The sequence below is a fragment of the Mesorhizobium ventifaucium genome (assembly GCF_935822925.1).
Lineage (GTDB): Bacteria > Pseudomonadota > Alphaproteobacteria > Rhizobiales > Rhizobiaceae > Mesorhizobium > Mesorhizobium ventifaucium.
Genome location: NZ_CAKXZS010000012.1, coordinates 1 through 16,714, shown reverse-complemented (window position 1 = coordinate 16,714; position 16,714 = coordinate 1). Strand labels below are relative to the sequence as shown.

Annotated in this window: 17 protein-coding genes and 1 tRNA gene; 8 read left to right on the top strand and 10 right to left on the bottom strand. The window is 62.7% G+C overall.

Annotated features, from left to right (window positions below; translation table 11 throughout):
• Positions 1-97: 97 nt before the first annotated feature.
• Complete coding sequence (gene phhA / locus NMG70_RS11075) at positions 98-934, bottom strand: phenylalanine 4-monooxygenase (RefSeq protein ID WP_254024550.1); 837 nt, start codon at positions 932-934, stop codon at positions 98-100.
• A gap of 135 nt (positions 935-1,069) precedes the next feature.
• Here phhA and NMG70_RS11070 point away from each other — a divergent pair, with 135 nt between their 5' ends.
• Positions 1,070-1,546 carry an Lrp/AsnC family transcriptional regulator gene (locus NMG70_RS11070; protein ID WP_254024549.1) on the top strand — a complete coding sequence of 159 codons (477 nt, stop codon included), beginning with the start codon at positions 1,070-1,072 and terminating at the stop codon, positions 1,544-1,546.
• 57 nt (positions 1,547-1,603) lie between these two features.
• Here NMG70_RS11070 and argB read toward each other — a convergent pair whose 3' ends face one another.
• Both argB and NMG70_RS11060 read right to left on the bottom strand, forming a co-directional pair.
• Positions 1,604-2,497 (bottom strand): acetylglutamate kinase, encoded by an 894-nt coding sequence (gene argB / locus NMG70_RS11065; protein WP_254024548.1) that lies wholly within the window; start codon positions 2,495-2,497, stop codon positions 1,604-1,606.
• A gap of 101 nt (positions 2,498-2,598) precedes the next feature.
• Positions 2,599-4,095, bottom strand: a complete 1,497-nt coding sequence (locus NMG70_RS11060) for an amidase (protein WP_254024547.1) — start codon at positions 4,093-4,095, stop codon at positions 2,599-2,601.
• A gap of 216 nt (positions 4,096-4,311) precedes the next feature.
• Between NMG70_RS11060 and NMG70_RS11055 the strand changes: the two genes are divergently transcribed.
• From NMG70_RS11055 to msrB, 4 genes are all read left to right on the top strand, one after another.
• Positions 4,312-4,851, top strand: coding sequence for a sigma-70 family RNA polymerase sigma factor (locus NMG70_RS11055; protein WP_254024810.1), 540 nt, complete (start codon positions 4,312-4,314; stop codon positions 4,849-4,851).
• Positions 4,848-5,546, top strand: coding sequence for an anti-sigma factor (locus NMG70_RS11050; protein ID WP_254024809.1), 699 nt, complete (start codon positions 4,848-4,850; stop codon positions 5,544-5,546). Before NMG70_RS11055 ends, NMG70_RS11050 begins: the two co-directional genes overlap by 4 nt.
• Positions 5,547-5,752: 206 nt before the next feature.
• The gene (locus tag NMG70_RS11045; protein ID WP_254024546.1) at positions 5,753-6,310 is read left to right on the top strand and encodes a fasciclin domain-containing protein; all 558 of its coding nucleotides are present in this window, start codon (positions 5,753-5,755) and stop codon (positions 6,308-6,310) included.
• A 225-nt stretch (positions 6,311-6,535) separates the two neighbouring features.
• Positions 6,536-7,036, top strand: coding sequence for a peptide-methionine (R)-S-oxide reductase MsrB (gene msrB / locus NMG70_RS11040; RefSeq protein ID WP_254024545.1), 501 nt, complete (start codon positions 6,536-6,538; stop codon positions 7,034-7,036).
• A 42-nt stretch (positions 7,037-7,078) separates the two neighbouring features.
• Here msrB and NMG70_RS11035 read toward each other — a convergent pair whose 3' ends face one another.
• Together NMG70_RS11035 and NMG70_RS11030 are read right to left on the bottom strand one after the other, a co-directional pair.
• A complete protein-coding gene (locus NMG70_RS11035; protein WP_254024544.1) occupies positions 7,079-8,665 on the bottom strand; it encodes a DHA2 family efflux MFS transporter permease subunit in 1,587 nt (528 codons plus the stop codon).
• A gap of 21 nt (positions 8,666-8,686) precedes the next feature.
• Positions 8,687-9,868: an HlyD family secretion protein gene (locus tag NMG70_RS11030; protein WP_254024543.1), complete on the bottom strand. Its 1,182-nt coding sequence runs from the start codon at positions 9,866-9,868 to the stop codon at positions 8,687-8,689.
• Positions 9,869-10,026: 158 nt separating this feature from the next.
• Between NMG70_RS11030 and NMG70_RS11025 the strand changes: the two genes are divergently transcribed.
• On the top strand, positions 10,027-10,746 hold the full coding sequence (locus NMG70_RS11025) for a TetR/AcrR family transcriptional regulator (RefSeq protein WP_254024542.1): 720 nt from the start codon (positions 10,027-10,029) through the stop codon (positions 10,744-10,746).
• A gap of 68 nt (positions 10,747-10,814) precedes the next feature.
• On the opposite strand, the gene yihA is transcribed toward NMG70_RS11025, so the two are convergent.
• From yihA to rpmH, 5 genes are all read right to left on the bottom strand, one after another.
• Positions 10,815-11,474: a ribosome biogenesis GTP-binding protein YihA/YsxC gene (gene yihA, locus NMG70_RS11020; RefSeq protein ID WP_254024541.1), complete on the bottom strand. Its 660-nt coding sequence runs from the start codon at positions 11,472-11,474 to the stop codon at positions 10,815-10,817.
• Positions 11,471-12,109: a CatB-related O-acetyltransferase gene (locus NMG70_RS11015; protein WP_254024540.1), complete on the bottom strand. Its 639-nt coding sequence runs from the start codon at positions 12,107-12,109 to the stop codon at positions 11,471-11,473. The genes yihA and NMG70_RS11015 overlap by 4 nt, the downstream gene beginning before the upstream one ends.
• Before the next feature lie 192 nt (positions 12,110-12,301).
• On the bottom strand, positions 12,302-14,116 hold the full coding sequence (gene yidC, locus NMG70_RS11010; protein WP_254024539.1) for a membrane protein insertase YidC: 1,815 nt from the start codon (positions 14,114-14,116) through the stop codon (positions 12,302-12,304).
• 13 nt (positions 14,117-14,129) lie between these two features.
• Entirely contained in the window at positions 14,130-14,483 is a 354-nt protein-coding gene (rnpA, locus tag NMG70_RS11005; RefSeq protein ID WP_254024538.1) for a ribonuclease P protein component, read from the bottom strand.
• A gap of 16 nt (positions 14,484-14,499) precedes the next feature.
• Entirely contained in the window at positions 14,500-14,634 is a 135-nt protein-coding gene (rpmH, locus tag NMG70_RS11000; RefSeq protein WP_254024537.1) for a 50S ribosomal protein L34, read from the bottom strand.
• Positions 14,635-14,950: 316 nt separating this feature from the next.
• On the opposite strand from rpmH, the gene NMG70_RS10995 reads away from it, so the two are divergent.
• On the top strand, positions 14,951-16,438 hold the full coding sequence (locus NMG70_RS10995; protein WP_254024536.1) for a sensor histidine kinase: 1,488 nt from the start codon (positions 14,951-14,953) through the stop codon (positions 16,436-16,438).
• 168 nt (positions 16,439-16,606) lie between these two features.
• Positions 16,607-16,683 (top strand) — tRNA-Arg (locus tag NMG70_RS10990).
• The last annotated feature ends 31 nt before the right edge of the window (positions 16,684-16,714 follow it).

The window sequence follows — 16,714 nt, the reverse complement described above, 5'->3', positions numbered from 1 at the left end:
GCCGGCTCACCCGGCCGCCGACGGATCGTCATCACAGCGCGCCATCCCCAATAACGCCCGCGCCGATCGGCTGCAATCGTCCGAGTCTGGCCAGCGTCTAAAGTTTCGCCGGGTCGAGCGCCGGCTTGCCCTTGTGGCGTCCGATGATCGCTGCCATGTCGGCGACGTTCTGGAAGGCATCGCGCAAAACGTCGAATGACGGCAGCACGAAATAGGCGCGCTGGAACTTGTCGATCTCATAGCTGGTGCGCATTACCGTTTCCAGATCGAAGGGAACATGATGCGCGTCCTTGCTTGCAACCGCGAATTGAAGTTCCGCAAAGGACGACATCAGCCCGGCCCCGAAAGCCTCCAACGGTTGCCCGGCTTCCTGGATCAGCCCGTATTCGACGGTGTACCAGTAGAGGCGGCTGATCATCTCGTCGCCGCCGAGCGCGATCAGATGCTCGGCCTTCTCGCCATACATCTGCATGAAATCGGCAAAGACCGGCTGGGTCAGCACCGGCACATGGCCGAAGAAGTCGTGGAACATATCCGGCTCGACGATGTAGTCGAGCTCTTGTTTCGCCCGCAGCCAGTTGGTCACCGGGAAGCGCCGGGCGGCTAGGTGGACGAAGAAGGCTGGTGCGGGAATGAGGCCTGGCACGGCGACGATTTCCCAACCGGTAAGCTTGCGCAGCTTCTCGCTGACCACACCGAAATCCGGAATCCTGTCGAGCAGGCCCAGCGTGGCGACGCCGTCGAGATAGGACCGGTGTGCCAACTTTTTAGTCAGCTTCGTCTGGCGGTCGCACAGTGTACGCCACACCGCCTGCTCGTCAGCAGTGTAGTTGTAGGTCTGCTCAACGGTGAAATCGGCGCGGCAGACCGAATAGTCGCCGCGAAGGCCTTGCGCCGCGCATTCGCGGGCGTAATCGGCAACGCTCATCGTCATGGCTGTTCTCCCTGGAAATCACGACTAACATTATAAAAGTTTAGCCGGGCTCGGTGAGGCGAATCCGCTTTGATGATGGCCCGAACAGGCGATTTGAGGTAAAAGACACCACAGCAAAGGGGCAGGAGAGTGAAAGTGCCTCAGTTTGACGATTTTGAGATCAAGATGCTCGATATCTTGCAGCGTGACGGACGCAAGCCCGTTTCCGAACTGGCCCAGGATATCGGCCTTTCGACGACGCCATGCGCGCGCCGCTTCGAGGCTCTTCAGAGCGCCGGCATCATCAAGGGCTTTGCCGCTGTGCTCAGCCGCCGCGCCATCGGCCTGATGGTCGAAGTGTTCATTCAGGTGCGCCTGGTAACCCACAGCGACGGTTCGCCCGAAACCTTTATCGCTGCCGTGCAGCGCATGGACGAGGTGTCGTCGTGCTGGACGATGACCGGCGACTACGATTTCCTGCTGCATGTGATGGTGCCGTCGGTGGACGAGCTCAACGCCTTTGTCATGCACCGGCTGATGCGGCTCGACGGCGTGCGCGACGTCCACACGCAGCTCGTGCTGCAGAACATCAAGGGGCCGGGCCACGTGCCGCTTGGGCACCTCAGGCGATAAGTTCGCCCTGGGGCCTGCTCAACCCTGGGTTTCTCGCCGATAAGTTGCAGCCTGCGCTTAGCGCACGATCAGTGTGCCGGCGCCGTGTTCGGTAAACAGTTCGAGCAGCACCGAATGCGGCGTCTTGCCATTGAGGATGACGACGCCTTCGACGCCGCGCTCGATCGCCTCGATGCAGGTCTCGACCTTGGGGATCATGCCGCCCGACACCGTGCCATCCTTGATCAAGGCCTTGGCCTCGGCGACGGTCAGCTCGTCGATGAGCTTCTTGTTCCTGTCGAGCACGCCGGGCACGTCGGTGAGGAACAGAAGGCGAGTCGCCTGGCAGGCGCCGGCGATGGCGCCGGCGAAGGTGTCGGCATTGATGTTGTAGGTGTGGCCGTCGCGGCCCGGCGCCACCGGCGCCAGCACCGGGATCATTTCGGACCGCGCCAGAAGGTCGAGCAGGGTGCGGTCTACCTCGACCGGCTCGCCGACGAAGCCGAGATCGAGCACGCGCTCGATGTTGGAGTCCGGGTCGATCATGGTCTTGCGCGCCTTTTCGGCGAAAACCATATTGCCGTCCTTGCCGCACAGGCCGATCGCCCATTCGCCCTCGGCATTGATCAGCGCGACGATCTCCTTGTTGATCGAGCCGGCCAGCACCATCTCGACGATCTCGACCGTCTTCTGGTCGGTGACGCGCAATCCGCCTTCGAACTTCGATTCGATGCCCATCTTGCTCAGCATGGCGCCGATCTGCGGCCCGCCGCCATGCACGACGATCGGGTTGACGCCGGATTGTTTGAGCAGCGCGATGTCGCGCGCGAAGGCCTTGCCGAGCGCAATATCGCCCATGGCATGGCCGCCATATTTCACCACGACCGTCTTGTTCTCGTAGCGCTGCATATAGGGCAGCGCCCTCGAAAGCAGCGCGGCCTGCATTTCGGCGGTGGCGGCGACGTCCGTCATTCGGCTTGGTTCCCAGCGTGGCATGAACGGCGGCGTCTTAGCGGGAATTGGAGCAGGGGGCAAACGGCTTTGCTGTCATATCAGGTGAAATCGGCCCGCTTTTATACCGGCATCTGCAGCGGCGCCCGCCGCGTCAGCCATCCCGAAATCTTTTCCATTTGCGCGGCGAGGGCCAACAAGGTCTCCTCGTCGCCGGGGCGGCCGGCGGCCTGGATGCCGAGCGGCAGGCCGGCGTCGGTGACATAAACAGGCAGCGCGATCGACGGCTGGCCGCTGACGTTCTGGATCGCCGGCCAGTGGGTGAACCACAGGCTCTTGTCCATCAACTGCCCGAACAGCGGCTTGAATTTCAGCAGGCGGGCAAGCCGCAGCCTGTCGAGCATTTCTTCCAGGAACGCTTCTGCGCCTTTCGGGTCCATCGCGCCGCAGGCGAGCGGCGGATGCGCAATAATTGGCATCAGCACGGCATCAAAGTGCGCGGTTTCGGCAATAAGCCGGCGCGACGTGGCGTGCAGCCGCTGCAGGCTGGCATAGATCTCGCCGGCCGAAAGGATTTCGCCGAAGCGGCTCATCACACGTGTGGCGCGTTCGATATCACCTGAAATGGAGCGGCCGACGCGCAAGACCTCGCCGCGCATCGTGCCGGCCACCGCTGCGGCGACGGTTCTGGCGAAATCAGCGATGAAATCGCGATCGATATAGGGCAGGTCGATCTCCTCTATCGTATGGCCGCCTTGGCGCGCCAATGCTGTCGCAGTGTCCAGCGCCGCCAGCGTCTCGGCCGATATCGGCAGGCCGAGCGGCGATTTCCGGTAGACGGCCAGTTTCAGCTTGCCGGGGTCACGCACTGCCGCGGCGGCGAAAGTTCCTTTCGGCAGCGGCGCCGCATAGGGCGACAGCGGATCGGGTCCATGGGTCAAGTCGAGCAGCAAGGCCGAATCCCGGACCGAGCGGGAAACGGCGTGGCCGACGACCATGCCGTGCCAGCTTTCGGTGACGAGCGGCGACAGCGGTACACGGCCGCGCGAGGTTTTCAGCCCGACCAGCCCGGTGCAGGCGGAGGGAACGCGAATCGAGCCGCCGCCGTCCGAAGCATGTGCCACCGGCACGACGCCGGCCGCGACCAGCGCCGCTGCACCTCCAGACGAGCCGCCGCTGGTATGGGCTGTATTCCACGGATTGCGGGTGATGCCGAAAGCGGTGGATTCGGTCATCAGCCTCAGCCCATGTTCGGGCGAGGTGCTGGTGGCGATCGGGACAAGGCCGGCGGCCAGATGGCGTTCGGTCATCACCGAGTCGAAATCGGCAACGAAAGCCGGAATGCGGCTGCCGCCGTACGTCGGCACGCCTTTCATGGCGATGCCGAGATCCTTCAGCGCAAAGGGCACACCGGCCAGCGGCAGGTTCCGGTCGATGGTTTTCGCCCGCGTCCGCGCCGCCTCGTAAAGCGGCTCGGCGATGGCATTGATGTCCGGGCGAGTGGCCTCGGCCCGCGCAATCGCCGCATCGACGAGCTCTTGCGGCGAGATTTCTCCACTGCGCACCAGGCCGGCCAGGCCGGTAGCGTCATGTTCCCACAGGGCCCGTTCGACCGACATTCTTGCTCCCCCAACTATCGGCAAGCTAGAGCATCGGATCCAAAAGTGGAAACCCGGTTTTGGGAAAATCCGATGCTCAAAAAGGTCGGCTATTGCTCGTCAATGGAAGCCCACGGCGCTCCCGGTGCAAAGGAACGCTTCCGCCGTTGCAATACATTGCAGTGGAATAATTTGGGGCAATTGCCTAATTTCGGCAATTGCTTAATTTGGCAGCCGATGACGCCGCAGGACATCAGCAACCTGATCGTCCGGACTTCGATGAAGGACCGGGCTGCATTCGATCTGCTCTACCGGCAGACCAGTGCGAAACTTTTCGGCGCCTGCCTTCGTGTACTGAAAGACCGGGGAGAGGCGGAAGAGGCGCTGCAGGAGGTCTTCGTCAAGATATGGACGAAGGCTGACCGTTTCGCCGTCTCGGAGCTAAGCCCGATTTCCTGGCTGGTGGCCATTGCGCGCAATCACGCGATCGATCGGATAAGGGCGCGGCGAGAGCCTGCCGCCTATATCGACGCTGCGCTCGAGGTCGCCGATCCGGCGCCGGGACCGGAGGCTGCGGCTGTAGCGGGCGGTGAATCGGAGCGCATCTATCGCTGTCTCGATGAATTGGAAAAGGACAGGGCGGCGGCCGTCCGGGGCGCTTATCTGAAAGGCGAAAGCTATGCCGAACTGGCGGTGCGCCATGACGTGCCGCTCAACACGATGCGGACCTGGCTGCGGCGCAGCCTGTTGAAGCTCAGGGAGTGTCTGGAAAGATGACGCTGGCGCAGGATGACGGACCGGAATCTGGAGGCGACGACCTGTTCGCCGCCGAATACGTTCTTGGCGTCCTGGCCGCGGACGAACGCGAGATCGCGTCACGCCGCATCGAAGCGGACGCCGCTTTCGCGCGCCTTGTTGATGCCTGGGAGGTGCGTCTTTCGCCGATGGCCGACGCCTATCCCGAGACAGAGCCGCCGATCAGGGTCAAGGAGGCAATTGATCGCCGGCTGTTCGTGGCAGAGCCTCGCGCCGGCCTATGGTCGAGCCTTGCCTTCTGGCGTGGTCTTGCCGCAGCTTCTGTCGCGGCGCTGGCGATCACCATCGCCGCGCCTTATCTCAACCCGCCGGTCGAACAGCCGCGGCTCATCGCCTCGCTAAGCGCCGGCGGCAGCGACGTCAGATATCTTGCCGTCTATGACGCCGCCCGTCGCGAGGTCGGCCTGTCGCATGTCTCCGGCGAGCGCGCCGCCGGCAAGGATTTCGAGCTGTGGATGATCGTGGGCAAGAACCCGCCGGTCTCGATGGGCGTCATCCCGGCCGGTCAGACCGCGCATATGACTATCTCCCCGGCCGTGCAGGAAAAGCTTGCGCAGGGCGCCGTTCTTGCGGTCAGCCTCGAGCCGGCCGGCGGTTCACCGACCGGTCAGCCGACCGGCCCTGTGGTCGCTGCGGGCGACTTGAAGAGCATCTGATCGCCCTGTCTTTTCACTTTTCGAGAACATTTTGAATCGATCTCCTCTAGTGGAGTGAGTTTAGGAGTAGCACCCGAGAAGGGTCTCTGCTCTGAACCGCCGTTATGAAAAACAAAATTTTTCCTGAACGACGAAACTCACGCATTTATCTCCCGTATCTCCTTGCGCCCCCAAGGGGGGAAAGATAAACTGAGGAGATTGAAATCATGCGTAAATTCGCCACCCTTTTGCTTGCCGGAACGGTCGCCGTCTCCGCGCTCGCTACCTTCGCCTATGCCCAGAATCCGATGGTCGGCGGCGCCGCCATGTATGCCACCAGGAACATCGTCGAGAACGCCGTCAATTCGAAGGATCACACCACGCTGGTCGCGGCCGTCAAGGCCGGTGGTCTCGTCGACACGCTGCAGAGTGCCGGCCCCTTCACCGTGTTCGCGCCGACCAACGAGGCCTTTGCCGCACTTCCGGCCGGCACCGTCGACACGCTGCTCAAGCCCGAAAACAAGGACAAGCTGGTCAAGATCCTGACCTGCCACGTCATCGGTGCCAAGGCAATGGCCGCCGACGTCGCCAAGATGGCCATGGACGATGGTGGCGCGCACAAGGTCAAGACGGTTGGCGGCTGCGAGTTGACGCTCAAGGCCGACGGCGGCAAGGTCACCGCGACCGACGAGAACGGCAACGTCGCCAATGTGACCGTCGCCGATGTCGAGCAGTCGAACGGCGTTATCCACGTCATCGACAAGGTTCTCCTGCCGAAGATGTAACGAAGTGGTCGTCGCCAGCGAAGATATGGCTGAGGCCCCATGCCGAGTGCGCGGATTTCTGCTGGCGTGACCCGCGCAATCGACAGGCGTACACTCCGCACCGTCCGCCGTCCGCTGTAGGCGTGGGGCAGGTGCGGAGTGCCCGTTGTCGGGAACTGGCCGTCACCGGCTTTTGATTTCCATGTGACGGTCGAATTGGGCAAACGGACAGAAGGAGGAATGGTGATGATCCGACGCGACTTTCTTTGGAACGGTGCTGCTGTGGCATTGTTGGCAGGCACGGCAGCAGCGCTGCGCATGGGCCGGCCGCAGGACGCACACGCGACCGAAACCTTCGAGGTCACCAAGACCGAGGCCGAGTGGCGCGCCGTCCTGTCCGACGCGGCTTTCAACGTGCTGCGCAAGGAAGGCACCGAATATCCCGGCACCAGTCCGCTGCTGAACGAACACCGCAAGGGCATCTTCGTCTGCGCCGGCTGCGACCTGCCGCTCTATCCTTCCGAGACGAAGTTCGATTCCGGCACCGGCTGGCCGAGCTTCTGGCAGGAGATTCCCAATGCCGTCGGCATGACCGTGGACAGGTCGCTCGGCATGACCCGGACCGAGGTCCATTGCCGCCGTTGCGGCGGTCATCTCGGCCATGTCTTCGACGACGGCCCGCCGCCGACCGGCTTGCGTCATTGCATCAACGGCGTCGCCTTGACTTTTAAGCCGGCCCCGGCCTGACCCACAGCGCCGCGTCCCTTTTTACACGCAAAAGTTGCGCGATCAGTGTCCGCCATCTCCGCCAGCCTGCTCGGCCGGCTTGCGGATGACCATGGTGAAGATCGCCAGCGTCGCGAACAGCGCCGTCAACAGATAGAACACGTCCATGAAGGACAGCAGCGAAGCCTGCTGCTGGACCATGCCAGACAGTTTGGAGATCGCCGCCTTGGAGGCGTCGAGGCCGGCATTCTGCTGGAAGTCGAGCGTCATGTTCTGCAGCGTGGTCTGCGCCTCGGCGCTGCCCCATTGCACGTGCTCGGCCAGCCTTGCGTAGTGGAAGGCGCTGCGATCGATCAGCACGGTGTTGATGACGGCAAGGCCGACGGCTCCACCGAGATTGCGGGTGAGGTTGAACAGGCCGGATGCATTCTTAAGCCGGTCAGGCGGCAGCGTTCCCAGCGCGATGTTATTGATCGGCACCATGCACAGCATCATCGAGGCGCCGCGCAGGATCTGCGGCACCAAAAGCTCCCAGAAATCCCAGTCGGCGGTCAGATAGGTCATCCGCCAGGTGCCGGCAGCGAAGCCGAAGAAGCCGATCATCATCATCAGCCGCGGATCCATCTTGCGCGACAGGATGCCGGAAATCGGCGCGGTGACGAACATCGCCAAACCGCTGACGAACAGCGCCTCGCCGATCATCAGCGAGTCGTAGCCGCGGATGCGCCCGAGATACACCGGATAGAGATAGGTCAGGCCATAGAGGCCGATGCCGATGACGAAGGAGAACAGCGAGCCGAAAGCGAAGTTCGCGTTGGTGAAGGCTTTCAGGTCGACGATCGGCTCCTCTGCGGTGAAGGCGCGCCAGAAGAACAGCACCGCGCCGGCCGTCATCAGGATGGCGCAGACGAACACGGCCTGGTCTTGGAGCCAGTCGTTGTTGGGACCTTCCTCGAGCACATATTCCAGGGAGCCGAGGAAGGCCGCCATGCCGGCAAGGCCCCACCAGTCGAATTTGCGGAACAGACTGAGATTGGGCTTGTCGAAGTCGATCAGCGACCATGCCGCGGCGGTCACCAGGATGCCGGGCACCACATTGATCAGGAACAGCCAGTGCCAGGACGTGGCATGGCTGATATAGCCGCCGACAGTCGGGCCGATGGTCGGCGCCAGCGTCGCCACCAGGCCGATCATCGGCGACACCATGGCGCGGCGCGACGGCGCGAAGATGGTGAAGGCGGCAGCGAACACGCTCGGAATCATGCCGCCGCCGATGAAGCCCTGGACGGCGCGGTAGACGATCATCTGGTCGATGTTGGTGGCGGTCGCCGCCAGCGCGCTCGCGGCGGTGAAGCCGGCCGCGGAGACGATGAACAGCACACGCGTCGACAGCATCCGGCTGAGAAAACCGGAGAGCGGGATCATGATGACTTCGGCGATCAGATAGGCGGTCTGCACCCACGGAATTTCGTCGGAGCTGGCGCTCAAGCCCGCCTGGATCTCGGCCAGGGAGGCCGAAACGATCTGGATGTCGAGGATCGCCATGAACATGCCGAACACCATCGCCAGGAAGGCGATGATGCGGCGCGGCTCGATGTAATCGACCGGCTTGGCCGTCGCCGATCCCGCGGTCAGGGTTGCGGTCGCCATGACGTTGCTCCAGGCGCCTGCTTATTTCGATGCCGAAGGTGCGGTGCGGCTGTCGATGGCGACGACGACGCTGAGGCCGGCGCGCAGCTTGCCTGTCTTCAGCACATCCGCCGGCACGTCGATGCGAACCGGGACGCGCTGCACGACCTTGGTGAAGTTGCCGGTGGCGTTTTCCGGCGGCAGCAGCGAGAACACCGCGCCGGATGCCGGCGCCAGCGACGAGACGGTGCCTTCGAAATCCTGGCCGTCGATCGCGTCGACCGAAATCCTGACCTTTTCACCAGGCACCAGCCGGGCAAGCTGGGTCTCCTTGAAATTGGCGACGATATAGAGCTTGTCCATCGGCACGATGACCGCGAGCTTCTGTCCCGGGCTGATCAGGTCGCCCTGCTCGACCGAGCGGTTGCCGACGACACCGTCATAGGGGGCGCGCAGCACGGTGAAGGACAGGTCCCGCGCGGCCTTGTCCCTGCCAAGCTGCAGCGACGCCAGCGTGCTTGCCGTCTCCGCGCGCTGCGCCTGAAGCACACCGATATTGGCCTCAGCCGCCGCGATCTGGGCGTCGGCACCGACAAGGGCGGCATTGGCCTGCTCGACCGCGGTCTGGGCATCGTCCAGTTGGGCCTGGGTGCCGACATGTGTCTTGAGCAATTGGGCGGCGCGCGCTTGGACACGCGCCGCATTGGCGGCGGCGGCCTGGTCGGCGGTCTTCTGCGCCTGCGCCTGCTCAAGCGATGCGCGCGCCGCCTCGGTCTGGGCGTCGATCCGGTCAAGCGTCTTGCTCAAGGTGGCGATCTGCGCCTCGGCCTGGGCGACCGCTATTTTGTAGTCGCCATTGTCGACGACCAGCAACGGGTCGCCGGCCTTGACCTGCTGGTTCTCGGTCACCTTGACCTGATCGACATAGCCGGAAATTTTCGGTGAAATGAACGCCATGTCGGCCTGGACATAGGCGTCGTCGGTGGAGATCATGAAACGCCCGTCGGTCCAGTAATCGTAGCCATACCAGGCGCCAGCGCCCAGCAAGCCAAGCGCAATGATCGGCAACAGAAAGGAGCGTGCCGAGCGTTTCTTTTTGGCCGGCGCCTCGGCCGGAGGACTTATTGCGGGCTCAGTCGGTGCGTTCGGCACTTCGGCTGCCGGCGCGACCTTGGCGTTGGGGAAGGGGCGGACTTCGGCGGTGGGGGTCGCGTTCGAGGACATGGCATCTCTCTTGGCATCGCGCTGGAAACTGGGCATCTCTCGGGAAATCGGTCAGACTGAACCGTTCGGTTCGATGCTTATGTTGACTTAGCGCGGAGAGAGGGCCATATCAAGGACGATCGAACCGATCGGTTCGACTTTTTACGAGGTGTGACGTTATGACCGAGCCCGACAAGGACCAGTGCGATCTGCTGGATGGCCTGCGTCGCGGCCGCCCGGCGGCGGGACAGGACCCGGTCAAGCGCAGCCAGATCATCGAGGGCGCGCGTCGTGTCTTCATCGACAAGGGCTTCGAAGCGGCGTCGATGAATGACATCACCCGCGAGGCCGGCGTTTCCAAGGGCACGATCTATGTCTACTTCGCCAACAAGGAAGAGCTGTTCGAGGCGCTGATCGAGGAAGAGCGCGGCACGATCTTCAAGAACATGTACGATATGCTCGACCGCGCCGACGACCTTCGCGAGACGCTGGTGAAGTTCGGCAAGGTGCTGTCCCTCAAGATCACCTCGGCCAAGGTCGTCCAGGCGCAGCGCACCGTAATCGGCGCGTCCGACAGGATGCCCGAACTTGGCGCGCGTTTTTACGAACGCGGCCCGAAACGCGGTCACGACAAGGTCGTTGCTTTTCTCAATGCCGCCATCGAGCGCGGCCTGCTCAAGATCGATGATGTCGATCTTGCCGCCTATCAGTTCACCGAACTGTGCCTGGCGGGTCTTTTCCGTCAGTGCATATTCGCCTACCGCACCAAGGCGCCAAGCCAGGATGAAATCGACCACATCGTCAGGTCGGGCGTCGGCATGTTCCTGAAGGCTTACGGCACCGAAAGGCTTGCCACGGAAGAAAGCACCCAAACGATTGCGCTGGAGGCAAAGTCCTAAAGCGCGTCGCGTTTGACCGGTTTGCAATGCATGTTCGCAAAACCGCTGCACTTTTTTGCGCGACGCGTTTAGCCGCCATTGGCCGCCAGCACGATCGCCGTGCGCAAGTCCTCGAGGCCCTCGCTCTTTTCCGAAGACGTGGCGAGAACGAACGGAAACGCAGCCGGCCGCTTCTTGATCTTCTGCAGTGTCTCTTCGATCAATCGCTGCACGCTGGCCGCCTTGATCTTGTCGGTCTTGGTCAGCACGATTTGATAGGACACCGCCGCCTTGTCGAGCAGCGACAGCACTTCGTCATCCTTGGCCTTGATGCCATGGCGGGCGTCGATCAGCACGTAGACGCGCTTCAGTGTGACGCGGCCCTTGAGATAGTCGAAGACGAGTTTCGTCCAGTCGTCGACCTTTTCCTTGGGCGCGGTGGCGTAGCCGTAGCCCGGCATGTCGACCAGCGCCATCGGCGGCAGGTCGGCGCCTTCGCCGGAAAACCCGCCCGGAACGAAATAGTTGAGTTCCTGCGTCCGCCCCGGCGTATTGGACGTGCGCGCCAGTCCCTTCTGATTGACCAGCGCGTTGATCAGCGACGATTTGCCGACATTCGAGCGGCCGGCAAAGGCGATCTCCGGCGGTCCTTCCGGCGGCAGGAACTTCATCGCCGGCACGCCGCGGATGAAGATCCACGGCCGCGTGAACAGCTCGATGCCGATCACGGACTTGTTCAACGCGTTCAAACCGCTGCCTCCAGAACAGAAATATCGGCGCCACGAATGGCATTGAGGTTGCGGCTGATCTTTTCCACCGGCCAATCCCACCACGCCGCTGCCAAAAGCCGCCGGATGGTCCTGTCGTCGAAACGCATCTTCACCACCTTGGCCGCATTGCCGGCAACGATCGCATAGGGCGCCACATCATGCGTCACCACCGATTTTGCCGCAACGATGGCGCCGTGGCCGATCGCCACGCCGGGCAGGATCGCCGCTTCCATGCCGATCCATACATCACTGCCGATCACTGTGTCGCCGCGCAATTCTCTCGACCAGGTCGCCGGATCGAAACCCTCTTCCCAGCTATGACCGAAGATGTTGAACGGATAGGTCGAAAAGCCGGACATGGCATGATTGGCGCCGTTCATGATGAAGCGCGCGCCCTCGGCGATGGCGCAGAACTTGCCGATGATCAGCCGGTCGCCGATGAATGGGTAGTGATGCAGCACGCATCGCTCGGCGAATTTGTCCGGCCCCTCCGGATCGTCATAATAGGTGAAATCGCCGATCTCGATGTTCGGTGCCGTGACCAGCCCCTTCAGGAAGCCGACGCGGGCATGCATCGGGATCGGGTGCTTGATGTTGGGGTTGGGTCCGATCATGGTCTGGCTCCAGCGACGAAATAACAGGCCAAAATAGCGCGATCCGCCCGGCAGCACCAACCGCGTGCGCAGCGGACCATCCTTACCTGTTCATCGACGGGAGCGCTCCTGAAACGACAGCGGAGCTTATAGGTCGCGGCGGCGTCTACCGCCGCGCCAGGGCTTCCTGGATTCGGCGGAAAGGGGCTCCGTCTATTCCGCCGGCGACGGTTTCTTCCGGAACAGCGCGACCAGATTGTCCCACAATTCGATCTTGGCGCCCTGCCGCTTCATGATCACGCCTTGCTGGATGATCGAAAGCAAATTGTTCCAGGCCCAGTAGATGACGAGGCCGGCCGGAAAACCGGCCATCATGAACGTGAAGACCACCGGCATCCAGGTGAAGATCATGGCCTGCGTCGGGTCCGGCGGCGTCGGGTTCATGCGCATCTGCAGGAACATGGTCAGGCCCATGATCAGCGGCCAAACGCCGATCATCAACATATCCGGCAAAGCGATCGGAATGAGGCCGAACAGGTTGAAGATCGAGGTCGGATCAGGCGCCGCCAGATCCTGAATCCACCCGAAGAACGGTGCGTGCCGCATCTCGATGGTGATGTAGAGCACCTTGTAGAGCGCAAAGAAGACCGGGATCTGCAGCGCCACCGGCCAGCAGCCGGCGAGCGGATTGATCTTCTCGGTCTTGTAGAGCTCCATCATCGCCTGTTGCTGCTTCATCTTGTCGTCCGCGTATTTCTCGCGGATCTCGAGCATCTTGGGCTGCACCTTCTTCATGTTCGCCATCGACGCGTAGGACTTGTTGGCGAGCGGATAGAAGACGGCCTTGACGACGACGGTGGTGGCCAGGATGGCCAGGCCGAAATTGCCGAAGAATTTGTACATCGTGTCGATCAGATAGAACATCGGCTTGGTGATCCAGATGAACCATCCCCAGTCGATCAAACGATCGAACAGCCTGATGTTGCGGTCTTCCGCATAGGCGTTGACCTTGGCGACTTCCTTGGCGCCGGCGAAGATCTCCGTCTCTACCGTTGCCGACTGGCCGGCATCAACGGTGATCGGGTCGGTGAGGAAGTCGGCCTGGTAGCGGGGGCGGCCATCCTCGAAATAGGCGTAACGCGGCTGGAACGGCTGCTTCTCGGTCGGCACCAGCGTCACCGCCCAATATTTGTCGGTGATACCCAGCCAGCCATCGGTCGACTTGCTCGGCGTGTATTGCTTGTCCTCCTCGACCGACGAATATGTGTGTTCCTGCAGGCCCTCCGTGCCGGAGACGCCGATCAGCCCCTCATGCAGCACATAGATGCTGGCAACGGCAGGCTTGTCGAAGCGGGTGACACGGCCGTAGTTCGACAGCGTAACAGCGGTCGAACCCGAATTCTGCACCGTGTCCGAGACCGTGAACATGTAGTCGCTGTCGACGGAGAAGGTGCGCTTGAACGTCAGGCCCTTGTCGTTGGTGAAGCTCAGCGTGACCGGGGTCGCCGGCGTCAGCGTCGCATTACCGTCGAAGGTCCATACGGTTTCCGGGCCTGGCACCGTGCCGGTCTTGTCGCTGCCGACAAAGCCGATCTCGGCATAGTAGCCGGTAGGCAGCGCCGCCGGGTTGAGCAGCTCGATCTCGGGCGAGTTCTTGTCGACCGTCAGCGTGTAGTGCTTGAGCTTGAGGTCGTCGAGACGCGCGCCGGTGAGGTTGATCGAGCCCTCCAGGCTTGGCGTATCGATCCTGACGCGCTTCGTCGACGCCACCGCCTGCTCGCGGCCGGCCGGGGTCGTGCCTTCGGTTCCCGGTGCATTAGGAATGGCGCCTTGCTGCGGCACCGGCGTTTCGCTGCCGCCCGGACTGGCGGCTTCGGCCGCCTTCTTCTGCTCCGCTAGCCGCTGCTCTTCTATACGGGCCGCCTCGCGTTGCGCCTCGCTGTGCGGCAGCACGTAAAAATACTGCCAAAGCGACAGGATCAGCACCGACAGCGCGATGGTGATGAAGAAGTTCCGGTTGTTTTCCATCGAAAGCCTTGGCCTATCGTGTTCCGCGCAGTCGGCGTGAGAGTTCGGCCTTCAACTGACCGAACGGAATGGCAAGCACATCTTCGCGCCCGACGATGACATAGTCATTGCCTGGCTTCATGTCACCCGCGGCATGCGTGCGCACGGCTTCTCTCAGCCGCCGCCGGATGCGGTTGCGGATGACTGCGTTGCCGACCTTCTTGGTGACCGTGTAGCCGACGCGAGGCGCCTCTGCGTCGCTGCGGTCTAGAACCTCGACGAGAAAAAGCCGCCCGCGCCGCTTTTCGCCACGCCGGACGGCCAGGAATTCCGCGCGCTTCAGAAGCCGCTTGGGATGTGCTCCCACTGGCTTGCCGGTTGCGGGCAACGATCTCGTCTTCCGTTCAGGCGCTGAGCCGCTTGCGGCCGCGGTTGCGGCGGGCTGCGACGACGCCACGACCACCGTTGGTGGCCATGCGGGCACGAAAACCGTGCCGGCGTTTGCGGACGAGTTTGGACGGTTGGTAGGTACGCTTCATTTGTTTTAATACCGCGGGGTGCGGCCCTTCTTGATTCTGTCACTCTGTAACAGGAGCTTTGCCCGGCCGGCTTTGGCGCGATCGAAACCGCGCCGGGACGAATGGCCCGAGCGTGAGCGGGCTTATAGAAAGAAGGGTTTTGGAAGTCAATCCGGCCCCGATATCCGGCCTCGACATTCCAGCGCCTCTGGCCAACGCGGGAGTGATGGCCGAAGTCTGGGCGGTCTTGCCCAGTATTGGGACGAAGGATGAAATTGGCAAAAAAGCCGCAATGGCCTAATCTTGGCTGATCAAGTGATCGTGAAGAAAAAGCAGCATGACTGAAATCCCATCCGCGGAGGAAAGGACCGATCGGGCGACCGCAGCCGCCCGCAGGGTGCCCTTGTCGCGTGGATTGTCGACAAAGCTCCTGCTGCTCACCATCGTCTTCGTGCTCCTGGCCGAGATCCTCATCTTTCTGCCCTGGATCGCCAGCTACCGGCTGAGCTGGCTTAAAGAGAGGCTGAGCACCGCCGCGGCCGTCTCGATCGTGCTGGTGCAGGGAGAGCCCGCCTCGCTGTCGCGCGCCGCCCAGAACGACGTGCTGATGGCCATCGGCGCCAAGGCGATCGCCGTGCGCGACGGCGGTGTCTCGCGGCTTCTGGTCGTGGCTGAGATGCCGCCGCATGTCGACGAGCATATCGACATTGCCAATGTCGGCCTGATCGAGGGCATGACCGGCGCTTTGGACACGCTGCTTTTCGGCGGCGAGCGGATGCTGCGCGTTTTCGGGCCGGTCGGCGACAGCGACAAGGAATTCGAGCTGATCATGCCCGACTACTCCCTGCGCAATGCCATGCTCATCTATTCGCGCAATGTCGCCTTCGTCTCGCTGCTGATCTCGCTGTTCACCGCCATGCTGGTCTATGCCGCCATAGACCTGATCATGATCGGTCCGATACGGACGATGACGCGCTCGATGCTGGCCTTCTCCGAGGCTCCCGACGACCCCGGGCGGATCATCCGCCCTGCTGCCCGCGCCGACGAGATCGGCGTTGCCGAGCGCGAGCTCTCGCAGATGCAGGAGCGGCTGCAAAAGATGCTCTCCGAGCAGAAGCATCTCGCCGACCTTGGCCTCGCCGTGTCGAAGATCAACCATGACATGCGCAATATCCTGGCGTCGGCGCAGCTGATGTCGGACCGCCTGCGCCAGGTCAAGGACCCGACCGTGCAGGCCTTCGCGCCAAAACTGCTGCGCGCGCTCGATCGTGCCGTATCCTATTCGGAAGGTGTGCTCGCCTATGGCCGCACCCAGGAGCCGCCGCCCTCGCGCCGCAGGCTCAGGCTGCGCCAGCTGGTCGACGACGTCCACGGCCTGCTCGACACCGAAGGCGGCATAGAATTCGTCAACGCCGTCGATCTGGCTTTCGAGGTGGATGCCGATTCCGATCAGCTTTTTCGCGTGCTCACCAATCTTTGCCGCAACGCCGTCCAGGCGATGGCGGCGGACGCGGAAAGCGCGGTGGTGCGCCGGCTGGAGGTGTCGGCCGAGCGCGTCGGCAGCGTCAGCCGCATCACCGTCACCGACACCGGCCCCGGCCTGCCGCCGAAGGCGCGCGAGAATTTGTTCGCGGCGTTCCGCGGCTCGGCCCGCAGCGGTGGCACCGGCCTTGGCCTGGCCATCGCCCATGAACTGATCCGCGCCCATGGCGGCACGGTGGAGCTTGTCGAAAGCAGAGGCGGCCGCACCACATTCGCGGTCACCATTCCCGACCAGCCGGTCCGGCTCGACCAGGCCCGCAACGGCCTGCGCCGTCCCGCCTGATCCTCGCCCGCCCGATCCTCGCCCCGTCCGATCCTCACAAAGGCACGAACAACAAAACTTTTGCCGATCGGCTTGCTTTTCGGAAATGCAGTCGCTAGGGAACACCTCACATCGCGGCCGGTCGTTTAAGGATCGGATCGCGGGGCCGTGCAAAGCATGGCCTGTTGCGCGCCCGTAGCTCAGCTGGATAGAGCACCAGACTACGAATCTGGGGGTCAGGAGTTCGAATCTCTTCGGGCGCGCCAAATTTCCACGGTCCATTCTGGACACATAGGT